Annotated in this window: 9 protein-coding genes, 2 pseudogenes and 1 riboswitch; of the genes and pseudogenes, 4 read left to right on the top strand and 7 right to left on the bottom strand. The window is 73.3% G+C overall.

Annotation, left to right across the window (positions count from 1 at the left end):
• Positions 1–14 precede the first annotated feature (14 nt).
• The 3 genes and pseudogenes from AC6CH9_RS07160 to galK form a co-directional block, all read left to right on the top strand.
• A complete protein-coding gene (locus AC6CH9_RS07160) occupies positions 15–788 on the top strand; it encodes a DeoR/GlpR family DNA-binding transcription regulator (protein ID WP_498154298.1) in 774 nt (257 codons plus the stop codon).
• Between the two features lie 53 nt (positions 789–841).
• Positions 842–2,044, top strand: a pseudogene (galT, locus tag AC6CH9_RS07165) (galactose-1-phosphate uridylyltransferase); the annotation flags it as partial.
• A 141-nt stretch (positions 2,045–2,185) separates the two neighbouring features.
• A pseudogene (gene galK / locus AC6CH9_RS07170) lies at positions 2,186–3,352 on the top strand (galactokinase); the annotation flags it as partial.
• A gap of 95 nt (positions 3,353–3,447) precedes the next feature.
• Here galK and AC6CH9_RS07175 read toward each other — a convergent pair.
• From AC6CH9_RS07175 to AC6CH9_RS07195, 5 genes are all read right to left on the bottom strand, one after another.
• Positions 3,448–4,251: an exodeoxyribonuclease III gene (locus tag AC6CH9_RS07175; protein WP_498154299.1), complete on the bottom strand. Its 804-nt coding sequence runs from the start codon at positions 4,249–4,251 to the stop codon at positions 3,448–3,450.
• A gap of 101 nt (positions 4,252–4,352) precedes the next feature.
• Positions 4,353–5,675 carry an MFS transporter gene (locus AC6CH9_RS07180; protein ID WP_498154300.1) on the bottom strand — a complete coding sequence of 441 codons (1,323 nt, stop codon included), beginning with the start codon at positions 5,673–5,675 and terminating at the stop codon, positions 4,353–4,355.
• A gap of 84 nt (positions 5,676–5,759) precedes the next feature.
• Positions 5,760–6,641, bottom strand: coding sequence for a bifunctional methylenetetrahydrofolate dehydrogenase/methenyltetrahydrofolate cyclohydrolase (locus tag AC6CH9_RS07185; protein WP_498154301.1), 882 nt, complete (start codon positions 6,639–6,641; stop codon positions 5,760–5,762).
• Entirely contained in the window at positions 6,638–7,927 is a 1,290-nt protein-coding gene (gene glyA, locus AC6CH9_RS07190) for a serine hydroxymethyltransferase (RefSeq protein WP_378234458.1), read from the bottom strand. The genes AC6CH9_RS07185 and glyA overlap by 4 nt, the downstream gene beginning before the upstream one ends.
• Positions 7,928–8,008: 81 nt before the next feature.
• Positions 8,009–8,119: riboswitch (ZMP/ZTP riboswitch) on the bottom strand.
• 58 nt (positions 8,120–8,177) lie between these two features.
• Complete coding sequence (locus AC6CH9_RS07195) at positions 8,178–8,696, bottom strand: GNAT family N-acetyltransferase (protein ID WP_237842050.1); 519 nt, start codon at positions 8,694–8,696, stop codon at positions 8,178–8,180.
• A gap of 107 nt (positions 8,697–8,803) precedes the next feature.
• Between AC6CH9_RS07195 and purU the strand changes: the two genes are divergently transcribed.
• Complete coding sequence (gene purU / locus AC6CH9_RS07200) at positions 8,804–9,724, top strand: formyltetrahydrofolate deformylase (protein ID WP_378217629.1); 921 nt, start codon at positions 8,804–8,806, stop codon at positions 9,722–9,724.
• Positions 9,725–9,868: 144 nt separating this feature from the next.
• Here the strand turns inward: purU and AC6CH9_RS07205 are convergent, their stop codons facing one another.
• Positions 9,869–10,978 (bottom strand): substrate-binding domain-containing protein, encoded by a 1,110-nt coding sequence (locus tag AC6CH9_RS07205; protein WP_498154302.1) that lies wholly within the window; start codon positions 10,976–10,978, stop codon positions 9,869–9,871.
• Between the two features lie 83 nt (positions 10,979–11,061).
• The gene (mmsB, locus tag AC6CH9_RS07210; protein WP_498154303.1) at positions 11,062–12,351 is read right to left on the bottom strand and encodes a multiple monosaccharide ABC transporter permease; all 1,290 of its coding nucleotides are present in this window, start codon (positions 12,349–12,351) and stop codon (positions 11,062–11,064) included.
• Between the last annotated feature and the right edge of the window lie 3 nt (positions 12,352–12,354).

Genomic DNA, 12,354 nt, shown 5'->3' on the forward strand with positions numbered 1-12,354 from the left:
ACAATACTGTTCGCATGCTCGCCTCACAGCGCCAGGAGCGCATCCTCGCGGAGATCCGGGACCACGGTGCGGTCCGCATCGGGGACCTGACCCGGGAGCTCGGCGTCTCGGACATGACGATCCGGCGCGACCTCGTCGAGCTCGCCGACCAGGGCCTCGTCCGCAAGGTCCACGGGGGCGCCGTCGCGCCGCACACGACCGCGCACGAGCCGGGCTTCGCCGCCAAGAGCTCGCGCGAGGCCGCGGAGAAGGAGGCCATCGCGACGGCCGCCGCCCGCCTCATCACCGCGAACGCGTCGGTCGCGCTGAGCGCCGGGACGACGACCCACCTGCTCGCCGCCCGCATCGCCGCGGACCCCGCGCTGCGCCCGCTGACGGTCGTCACGAACTCCCTCCCGGTCGCCGAGGTCCTGCACCGCGCGAACGACCCGCGCCTGGAGACGATCCTCACCGGCGGCAGCCGCACCCCGTCCGACGCGCTCGTCGGGCCGCTCGCGGAGGCCGCGCTCGCGGGCCTGCGCGTCGACCTCGCGTTCGTCGGCGCGCACGGCGTGGACCCGGAGATCGGGCTCACGACCCCGAACCTGGACGAGGCCGCGACCAACCGCGCGCTCATCGAGTCCGCGGGCCGCACCGTCGTCCTCGCCGACCACACGAAGTGGCACACGACCGGTCTGCGCGTCTTCGCGACGTTCGCGGACGTGGACGTCCTCGTCACCGACGCCGGGCTCGCGGAGGACGAGCGCGCCCGGGTCCAGGACCTCGTCGAGCAGCTCGTCGTCGCCTGACGGCGGACCGCAGCCGTCGCCTCCCACCGCACCGCGATCGGAACACCGCACGCATGAACCCGCACCTGCGCCGCACCTCGACCCGCCTCGCCGACGGCCGCGAGCTCGTCTACTTCGACGACTCGCCCGCGTACGTCTCGGGTGAGCGCTCACGTCGGCTCGACGACCCGCGCCCGCTGCCCGACCGGTTCGCCCCGGTGCCCGGCCCCGACGGGACGCCGCACCCGTACGTCGGGCCGGAGATGCGCCGCGACCCGCTCACGGGTGACTGGGTCCCGCTCGCCGCGCACCGGATGAACCGCACGTTCCTCCCGGCGGCGGACTCGTGCCCGCTGTGCCCCGCGCGTCCTGGCGCCGCCTACTCGGACGGCGAGGTCCCCGACACCGACTACGACGTGGTCGTGTTCGAGAACCGCTTCCCGTCGCTCCAACGGGTACCCGGCGTTCCCGACGCCGTCGTCGAGGACGCGCCGCTCCAGCTCCACGCACCGGCCGCGGGCCGGTGCGAGGTCGTGTGCTTCTCGAGCGACCACCGCACGTCGTTCGGCGCGCTCTCGCCGCAGCGTGTCCGCACGATCATCGACGCGTGGGCCGACCGCACCGCCGCCCTCGGGGCGGAGCCGGGCGTGGAGCAGGTCTTCTGCTTCGAGAACCGCGGTCAGGAGATCGGCGTCACGCTGCACCACCCGCACGGACAGATCTACGGCTACCCCTACGTCACGCCGCGCACGCGCGCGCTGCTCGACGAGGCGCGCGAGCACCACCGCCGCACGGGCCGCAACCTGCTGCGCGACGTGCTCGACTCCGAGCTGGCGGACGGGCGCCGCGTCGTGCTCGAGACCGAGCACTGGGTCGCGTACGTGCCGTTCGCGGCGCGCTGGCCCGTCGAGGTCCACCTCGCGCCGCGACGCGACGTCCCCGACCTCCCCGCGCTCACGGACGCCGAGCGCGACGACCTCGCCACGGCCTACCTCGAGCTCCTGCGCCGCCTCGACCGGTTCTTCGAGACGGCCGACGGCGACCCCATCCCGCTCCCCTACATCGCCGCGTGGCACCAGGCCCCGGCGCGCGAGGGCCGCTCCGTCGCGGACGGCGGCACGGACGACGTCACCCTCGCCCGGCTCCACCTCCAGGTCTTCTCCGTGCTGCGCGCACCGGGCAAGCTCAAGTACCTCGCCGGCTCGGAGTCCGGCATGGGCGCGTGGATCAGCGACACGACGCCCGAGCGGATCGCGGCGCGCCTCCAGGAGCTCGCCCCGTCGAGCGTCGCGCGCGGCTGGGTCCGTTCGTGGGCCGACGCCGACGGCGCGGCCCGGGCGCGCGCGGTCCTTGCCGCGGCGTTCGGTCAGGGGTCCGGCGACGAGGGTGACGACGTCCCCGAGGGCGAGGTCCACGTCTGGGCGGCGCCCGGCCGCGTCAACCTCATCGGCGAGCACACCGACTACAACGCGGGACTGTGCCTGCCGATCGCCCTCCCCCACCGCACGTACGTCGCGCTGCGCCCGCGCGCGGACTCCATCGTGCGGCTCGCGTCGGCCCAGGCACCGGGCGAGACGTGGACGACGACGCTGGAGGACGTCGCCCCGGGCACGGTCTCCGGGTGGGGGTCGTACGTCGCCGGCGTCGCGTGGGCGCTGCGCGAGCACCTCGCCGCGCAGGGCGCCGACCCCGGCGCCGTCACGGGCTTCGACGCGGCGGTCGACTCGAGCGTCCCGTTCGGTGCCGGGCTCTCCTCCTCGGCCGCGCTCGAGTGCGCGGTCGCGGTCGCGCTCGACGACGTCGCCGGGCTGGGCCTGGCCGCGACCGACGCCGGCCGCGCCGCCCTGGCCGCCGCGAGCATCCGCGCCGAGAACGAGATCGCGGGCGCCCCGACGGGCGGGATGGACCAGTCCGCGTCCCTGCGCGCGCACGCCGGCCACGCGCTGCTCCTCGACTGCCGCCCCGGTCTCGACCCCGTCGAGTCCGCCGAGCAGGTACCGTTCGACCTCGACGCCGCGGGACTGTCCCTGCTCGTCGTCGACACGCGCGCCGAGCACCGGCTCGTCGACGGCCAGTACGCGGCACGGCGCGCCACGTGCGAGGACGCCGCCCGCACGCTCGGGCTGGACTCCCTGCGCGAGCTCGCGGACGACGTCGCCGCGAGCGACGACCCTGCCGGAGCGCTCGCCGTCGCGCTGGAGAAGCTGCCCGACGACGTCGCGCGCCGACGCGTGCGTCACGTCGTCACGGAGATCGGTCGGGTGCGCGACCTCGTCGCGCTCCTGCGCGCCGGCCGGCCCGACGCGGTCGGGCCGCTCATGAACGCCTCGCACGCGTCGCTGCGCGACGACTACGAGGTGTCGAGCGTCGAGCTCGACGTCGCCGTGGACGCCGCGCGCGTCGCCGGCGCCCTCGGCGCGCGGATGACCGGCGGCGGGTTCGGCGGCTCCGCGATCGCGCTCGTCCGCGCCGACCAGGTGGAGGCCGTCGCCGACGCCGTCCGCGCGGCGTTCGAGCGCGAGGGCCTCGGCGCCCCCGGCTTCCTCCTCGCGACCCCGTCCGCACCGGCAGCGCGCGTCGCCTGACCCGAGCACGACCTCACACGCCGCCGAACACGACACGAGGGTCGCTGTGCCGCACATGGCGACCCTCGTGTCGTGCTCGGCGGGGGCGGACCGTCTCAGACGTCGTACGTGACGACGAGCGGCGCGTGGTCGCTCCAGCGCTCGTCGTGCGTCGGCGCGCGGTCGACCTCGACCTTGACGGCGCGCTCCGCGAGCGACGGCGTGGCGAGCTGGTAGTCGATGCGCCAGCCCGAGTCGTTGTCGAACGCGCGCCCGCGCCACGACCACCACGTGAACGGGCCGGGGCCCTCACCGCCGTGGACGCGGCCGAGGTCGACGAGGCCGACCTGGTCGAGCCAGACGTCGACGTACGCGCGCTCCTCGGGCAGGAAGCCGGCGCTCTTGAGGTTGCCCTTCCAGTTCTTGATGTCGACGTTGTGGTGGGCGATGTTGAGGTCGCCCGCGAGCACGACCTTCTCCCCCGTGGCCGCGAGCTCGCGCAGGCGCGCGGTGACCTTCTCGAGGTAGGCGTACTTCGCGACCATCGTCTCCGGCTGGCTCACGGTGCCGGAGTGGATGTACGCGGAGACCACGGTGACGCGGCCGCCGTCGGGCAGCTCGAGGTCCGCCTCCACCCAGCGGCCCGTGTCGACGGGCGGCTCCGGCTCGCCGGCGCCCAGCCCGACGCGCACGGCCGAGACGGGCAGCCGGGACGCGACGGCGACGCCGGCGCGGCCCTTGAGGTCGCACGCCTGGTGCGCGACGTGCCACCCGTCGAGGAGGTCGTTCACGACCGCGTCGGGGGCACGGACCTCCTGGAGCAGCAGGACGTCGGGCGTGCGGGACGCGATCCAGGCGTCCATCCCGCGGCGATACGCGGCGCGGATGCCGTTGACGTTGGCGGTGGCGATGGTGAGCAAGTGGGCTCGTCCTCCCTCGATGACGGTCGCGCGTGGCCGCCAGACGGTCGCGGCACGCCGGCCATCCCATCACACGCCACCGACAGGACGGGTCCTCGGCGTCACACGGGCGGCGTGGCCTCGCTCACGCTCACGAGGGCGACGCGAGCGGGGCGGAACGCGCCGGCGAGCACCGCCGACACGGCGGCGAGCACGGCGAGGACGACGAACCCGACCCGGAGGTGGTGGGCGGTCGCGAACACGCCCGTGAGCACGCCGCCGAGCACGGCGCCCGCGTAGGTGAAGACGTTGAGGCGCGCGACCGCGCGGTCCGTGACGGTCGCGACGATCTCGCCCGGCGGCTCCGCCGACCCCGTGCCCGTACCTGCCGCCACCGCCTCGCGGGCGCGGTCCCCGATCGCGGAGAACGCGAGCGGCGCGACGACGCCGAGCCCGAGCCCGGTCGCCGCCAGCCCGAGCACCGCGACGGGCCAGGCGGGGGCCGTGGCCACCGCGACGAACCCGAGGGCGCCGAGCGTGCCGCCCCAGCGCACGACCCGCACCCGGCCGAGACGCTCGACGAGTCCGTCCCCGACGAGCCGCGACACGATGAGGGCCGCCTGGTAGGCCGCGTACCCCAGGGGTGCGGCCGCGGCGCTCGCCGCGAGGACGTCGCGCAGGAACGTCGCGCTCCAGCTGGACACGGCGGAGTCCGCGACGGGGAACGCGAGCATCCCCGCGCCGAGCAGCGCGATCGTGCCCGCCGCGACCCAGGTCACGGTCCCGAGCGGCGCCGCCCCCCGACCGTCGCCCGTCAGCCCCACCCCCACCGGGTCCGCCTCGGTCGGCCGCGCCGTGCCCGGAGCCCCGCCCGGGGCCACGACACCCGGGACGGTCGTGCCGCCGTCGGGCAGCCGCAGTGAGAGCCCGACGGCGCCCGCGGCCACGAGCAGCGCCACGAGCGGGAGCGCGACCGGCTGGCCGAGCCCGACGAGCGCGCTGCCCGAGACGGCGAGCGCGCCCAGCACGCCACCGGCGGCGTTGGCCGCGTAGAACGACGCGAGCAGGCTGCGGCCGTGCGCGCGCTCGACGTCGATCCCCAGCATGTTCATCGCGGCGTCGACCGCGCCGAGCGCGAGCCCGTAGAGCCCGATCGCCACGAAGAAGACCGGCCACGACGGCGCGAGCCCGATGCCCGCGACCGCGAGCGCCGCGAGCAGCAGGCCGCCCACGACCACGACGCGCGCGCCGCGGAGAGCCGCCACGACGCCGGAGAGCGCGCTGCCGAGCCCCGCGAGGACGCACACGCCCAGCACGACGAGGGTGACGACGTCGTCGCCCATGCCGAGCCGGTCCTTGTACCCGGGGATGCTGGTGAGCACCACGGCGAACCCGAAGCCCTGCACGGCGTACGCCGCCGTCGTCGCGATGCGCGCCCTCGTCACCCGCGCAGACTAGCGCCTGCGCAACGCTCCGGGAACGCCGCAGGGCGCGGCCGTGGTGATCCACGGCCGCGCCCTGGGACGAGGTCAGGCGGAGGCGCGCTCCGCCGCGTCGACGACGTTCGCGAGGAGCATCGCGCGCGTCATGGGCCCGACCCCGCCGGGGTTGGGCGAGATCCAGCCCGCGACCTCGGCGACGTCGGGCGCGGCGTCCCCCACGACGCGGCTCTTGCCGGTCTCGGGGTCGACCTCGCGCGAGACGCCGACGTCGATGACGACGGCGCCCGGCTTGACCATGTCGCGCGTGATGATGCCCTGGACGCCCGCGGCCGCGACGACGACGTCCGCGCGGCGCACGAGCTCCGCGAGGTCCGTCGTCCCGGTGTGCGTGAGCGTCACGGTCGCGTTGACCGCGCGGCGCGTGAGCAGCAGGCCGATCGAGCGGCCGACCGTCACGCCGCGGCCCACGACCACGACCTCCTTGCCCGCGAGGGAGATGCCGTGCCGCTCGATGAGCTCGATGATCCCGCGCGGCGTGCACGGGAGCGGCGAGGTGACCTCCTCGTTGACGCGCAGCACGAGGCGCCCGAGGTTCGTCGGGTGCAGGCCGTCGGCGTCCTTGGCCGGGTCGATGAGCTCGAGCACGCGGTTGGTGTCGATGCCCTTCGGGAGCGGGAGCTGCACGATGTACCCCGTGCAGGCCGGGTCCTCGTTCAGGCGGCGGACGGCGGCCTCGATCTCCTCCTGCGTCGCGTCGCCGGGCAGGTCCTCGCGGATCGAGGACAGCCCGACCTCGGCGCAGTCGCGGTGCTTGCCCGCGACGTACCACTGCGAGCCCGGGTCGTCGCCGACGAGGAGCGTGCCCAGCCCGGGCACGACGCCCTTCTCCGCGAGGACCGCGAGGCGGTCCTTGAGCTCGGCCTTGATGGCGGCGGCGGTGGCCTTGCCGTCGAGGATCCGGGCGGTCACTGCTGGAGGCCCGGGTACAGCGGGAAGTCGGCCGTGAGCTTCTGCACGCGGGCGCGCAGCGCGTCGGCGTCGGTCGCGGCGCCCTCGCGCAGCGCGGTCGCGATGATCTCGGCGACCTCGGTGAACTCTGCGTCGCCGAAGCCCCGCGTCGCGAGCGCGGGCGTGCCGATGCGCAGGCCGGACGTGACGCGCGGGGGGCGCGGGTCGAACGGCACCGCGTTGCGGTTCACGGTGATGCCGACCTCGTGCAGGAGGTCCTCGGCCTGCTGGCCGTCGAGCGCGGAGTGGCGCAGGTCGACGAGCACGAGGTGGACGTCGGTGCCGCCCGTGAGGACGGAGACGCCGGCCTCGGCCACATCGGCCTGGGCGAGGCGGTCGGCGATGATGCTGGCGCCGCGCAGCGTGCGCTCCTGGCGGTCGCGGAAGTCGTCCGAGCCCGCGATCTTGAACGACACGGCCTTGGCAGCCACGACGTGCATGAGCGGGCCGCCCTGCTGGCCGGGGAACACGGCGGAGTCGATCTTCTTGGCGTACTCCTCCTTGCTCAGGATGAAGCCGGAGCGCGGGCCGCCGATCGTCTTGTGCACCGTGGAGGACACGACGTCCGCGTAGGGCACCGGGGACGGGTGCAGGCCCGCGGCCACGAGGCCCGCGAAGTGCGCCATGTCCACCCAGAGCTTCGCGCCGACCTCGTCCGCGATCTCGCGGAACGCGGCGAAGTCGAGGTGGCGCGGGTAGGCGGACCAGCCGCCGATGATGACGTCGGGGCGCGTCTCGAGGGCCTGCTTGCGCACCTCGTCCATCTCGATGCGGTACGACTGCGGGTCCACGCCGTACGCGGCGACGTCGTACAGCTTGCCGGAGAAGTTGATCTTCATGCCGTGCGTGAGGTGGCCGCCGTGCGCCAGCTCGAGGCCGAGGATCTTGTCGCCCTTGTTGATGAGCGCGTGCAGCACGGCGGCGTTGGCCGTGGCGCCCGAGTGCGGCTGGACGTTGGCGTGCTCGGCGCCGAACAGGTCCTTGGCGCGGGCGATCGCGAGGTTCTCCGCGACGTCGACCTGCTCGCAGCCGCCGTAGTAGCGGCGGCCCGGGTAGCCCTCGGCGTACTTGTTGGTGAGCACGGAGCCCTGCGCCTGCAGGACGGCGCGCGGGACGAAGTTCTCGGACGCGATCATCTCGAGGGTGTCGCGCTGGCGCGCGAGCTCCCCGTCGAGGACGGCCGCGATCTCGGGGTCGAGCTCGGCGAGCGGGGTGTCGAGGACGTTGTCGGCTGGCTGGGCGCTCATGGCGTCTCCTCCGCGGGTGCTTGGCAGTGTGTCGTCGGTGGTCACGTTCCCGGCTCGCCGGGTACGCCCCACCAGGGGGTGACCCGGGGCCCAGGCGAACGACCCGTCGTCTGCACAGCGTGTCGCTCCCCGGTGGTGATCCACCCTGCCCGGGCGGAGATCCACCGGGCGGCGCCAGTCGCGACGCGTCGATCCTAGCGCACGGCCCGTCGGCGGGTCCCGGGCCGTCGCCCGGGGACCCGTCGCCCTGCTACTCCTGCCCGACGGCGTCGGTCTCGTTGCGCGCCTCGGCCTCGCCGAGGATGCGGCGCAGGTAGGTGTAGGTGAGGTCGCCGGCGGCCTTGTCGTACTGCTCCTCGTAGCCGTGCTTGGTGTACATCGCGAGGTTCTGCTTGGAGTCCTTGCCGGTGAACACCCAGATCTCGGTGGTCTGCTCCGGCAGGTACGGCAGCACCTCGAAGAGCATCTGCGTCCCGATGCCGCGGCCCTGCATGTCCGGCGCGACCGCGAGCCGGCCGAGCGTCGCCTTGCTGTCCTCGATCTCGACCCGCACCGAGCCGACCAGGCGCGGGCCGAGCCACGCGCCGATCGTCACGACGTCCTCGCGCGCGAGGTCCTCGCGCAGCTCGTGGAGGGTCTGGGTCAGCGGAGGGATGTTGGGGTCCTGGTAGAGCTGCGCCTCGGTGACGAACGCCGCCCGCCGCAGGGTCAGGAGCTCACCGGCCTCGGCGTCGTCGACGAGGCGGGTCGTGATCTGCGCGTCGTTCATGAAGACATCGTGTCAGACATCGCGCGGCGCGACCGCGCGTGTCCGGGTGATGTCAGGCTGCCGGACGGCGGCCTCGGCACCGCCGGGACGCGGCTACCCTCTGAGGGGTGTCCACGACAGATCCCCGTGGCGCCGACGTCCCCGACACCTCGGCGCTCCGCACCGCGCAGCCCTCGACAGGCGACCCCACGCACTGGGTCCTCACGCTCTCGTGCCCGGACGGGCCGGGGATCGTGCACGCCGTCGCCGGGGCCCTCGCGCGGCTCGGCGGCAACATCACGGAGTCGCAGCAGTTCGGCGACCCGCTCTCGGGGCTGTTCTTCATGCGTGTGCAGGTCACGGCGGCCGCGGAGCGCGCCGAGCTGGAGCGCGCGGTCGAGGAGGTCGCGGCCCGGTTCGCCATGACGTGGCAGCTCGACGTCGTCGGGCGCCGGGTCCGCACGCTGCTCATGGTGTCCAAGGCGCCGCACTGCCTCGTCGACCTGCTGTACCGCGAGCGCTCCCAGGGCATGCCGATCGAGGTCGTCGGCGTCGTCGGCAACCACCGCGACCTCGAGGACATCGCGACGTTCTACGGAAAGCCGTTCCACCACGTGCCCGTCACGCGCGACACCAAGGCCGACGCCGAGGCGCGCCTGCGCGGGCTCGTCGCCGAGCTCGACGTCGAGCTCGTCGTCCTCGCGCGCTACATGCAGATCCTCTCGGACGAGCTGTGCCGCGAGATGCCCGGGCGCATCATCAACATCCACCATTCGTTCCTGCCGAGCTTCAAGGGCGCCCGCCCGTACGCCCAGGCGCACGACCGCGGCGTCAAGCTCATCGGCGCGACGTCGCACTACGTGACGGGCGACCTCGACGAGGGCCCGATCATCGAGCAGGACGTCGAGCGCGTCGACCACTCGCGCCGCGTCGAGGACCTCGTCGCGATCGGCGAGGACGTGGAGCGCCAGACGCTCGCGCGCGCCGTGCGCTGGCACGCGGAGCACCGCGTGCTCCTGGACGGGCACCGCACCGTCGTCTTCCGCTGAGCCGCGGCTCCCGCCGGCTGGCTCCGGCGCCGGCGACTCCCCCTGCACGACGGCGGCCCCCGCCACGTCCGAGGACGTGACGGGGGCCGTCGTGCGGCGGCGTGCCGGTACGCCGCCGCCTCCCGGTCGCTCAGAGCGAACGGGTCACTTGGTGAGCTCCTCGAGGGTGGGGTCACCCGCGTAGACCTCGGCCGCGTTCTCCTGCGTGACGATGATCGGCTCGAGCAGGAAGGCCGGCACCGTGATCACGCCGTTGTCGTAGGACTCGGTGTCGTTGATCTCCGGCTCCTCGCCCGCCTGGAGCGCCTTCACCGCGTTGATCGACTCCTCGACGAGCTTGCGGGTGTCCTTGTAGATCGTCGAGTACTGCTCGCCCGCGACGATCGACTTGACCGACTCGACCTCGGAGTCCTGGCCGGTGATGACCGGGGTCTCCTTACCAGCCTGCTTGGCCGACGTGAGCGCCGCGCGGGCGAGGGTGTCGTTCGGCGACAGGACGCCGTCGAGCTCCTTGTCGGAGTAGCTGCCCGAGAGGACGGTGTCCATGCGCTTCTGCGCGTTCTCGGCCTTCCAGCCCTGCGTCGACACCTGCTCGAACGAGGTCTGGCCGGACGGGATGACGAGCGTGCCGTCCTCGATCTTCGGGTCGAGCACGCTCATGGCGCCCTCGAAGAACGGCGTCGAGTTCGCGTCGTCGGACGAGCCGGCGATGAGCTCGATGTTGTAGGGGCCCTCGCCCTTGCGCTCGGCGAGCCCCTGGAGCAGCGCCTCGCCCTGCAGGACGCCGACCTGGAAGTTGTCGAACGCGATGTACTCGTCGACGGCGTCCGTGTTCTTCACGAGACGGTCGTAGGCGATCACGGTCGCGCCGTTGTCCTTGGCGTTCTTGAGCTGGCTGCCGAGCTGCGAGCCGTCGACGGCGCCGACGATGATGACCTTCGCGCCCTGCTCGACCATGGCGTCGATCTGGCTCTGCTGCTCCGAGACGCCACCGTTGGCGAACTGCACGATCGGCTTGAAGCCGGCCTCGGTCAGGCCGTCGTTGAACAGCTGCTCGGCGAGCACCCAGTTCTCCGACGTCTTCTGCGGGAGCGCCACGCCGATCGTCGCGCCCTCCTCGAAGCCGGCCGCGGCGGACTCGCCTCCACCGGTGGAGTCGCCACCGGCGTCGCCCCCGCGGTCGGAGGAGCAGCCGCTGAGCACGAGCGCACTCGCGGCGGTGAGCGCCAGGAGCGTCGTGGTGAGCTTCTTCATGGGTACCACTTTCTTGTCGGGCATCCGTCGTCGGATGCGGTCAGGGGGGTCGTGCGGTGGATGGGACGTGAGAGGTGCTCGGGTCAGCCCTTGGCGGCCGTGGCCCCGGCCTCGACGGGGACCTCGGGCCGCGCGTCGTCGGCGCCCGTGACGGCCCCGGTGCCCTTGTCGCGCCGTGACGGGAAGATCAGGGCGATGATCGACGGGCGGCCCTGCACCTTGTTGTAGACGTCGAACGCCACGGCGGCGAGCAGCACAAGGCCCTTGATGATCTGGGTGAGGTCGGAACCGACGCCCATGAGCTGGAGGCCGTTGTTGAGGACGGCCATGACCAGACCACCGATGACGGACCCGACGACCGTGCCGACACCGCCGGAGACGGCAGCCCCGCCGATGAAGACGGCCGCGATCGCGTCGAGCTCCCACATGTTGCCGTCGAAGGGGCCGGACGCGGTCGAGCGGCCGATGAAGATCATCCCGGCGAGCGACGCGAGGATCGACATGTTCATCATCACGAAGAAGTTGGTGCGCTTGATGTTCACGCCGGACAGCGCCGCCGCGGCCCGGTTGCCGCCCACTGCGTACACGTGGCGACCGGTGATGGTCCGCGACGCGACGAACTGGTAGACGACGACGAGGAGCACCAGGACGAGCGCGGGCACCGGGAACGACGTGCCGACGCGGCCCGACCCGTAGAGGTACGTGAGGTAGGCGATCACGGCGCTGAAGAGGACGACGCGCGTCACGGCGACCGAGGTCGGGACCGGCTCGGCGCCGAGCTTGCGGGCGCTCGCGCGGCGGCGGAACTCGGACCACACGACGAACGCGATCGCGACGATCCCGAGCAGCAGCGTCGAGTTGTTGAGGCCCGTGTTCGGACCCCACTCGGGCAGGTAGCCACCGCCGAGCGTCTGGAGCTCCTGCGGAACAGGGACCGTGTTCGAGTCACCGATGAACTGGTTGAGGCCGCGGAACAGCATCATGCCGGCGAGCGTCGTGATGAAGCCGGGGATGCCGACGTACGCGACCCAGAAACCCTGCCACGCGCCGATGATCGCGCCGACGCTCAGCCCGAGCAGGATCCCGAGCCACCACGGGATGCCCCAGTCGCGGATCGCGAGGGCCACGATAATGCCGGTCACGGCGGCCACGGAGCCCACGGACAGGTCGATGTGGCCCGCGATGATGACGAGCACCATGCCGATGGCGAGGATGAGGATGTAGGAGTTGCCGTTGAGCAGGTTCTGCGCGTTGCTCGGCGTGAGGACCCGTCCGCCCGTGGCGATCTGGAAGAAGATGACCAGGGCGAGGAGCGCGAAGAGCATGCCGAACTGGCGCGCTCCCCCGCTCAGCAGCTGCTTGATGGACGACATCGT

The sequence above is a fragment of the Cellulosimicrobium sp. GQ32 genome (assembly GCF_059758455.1).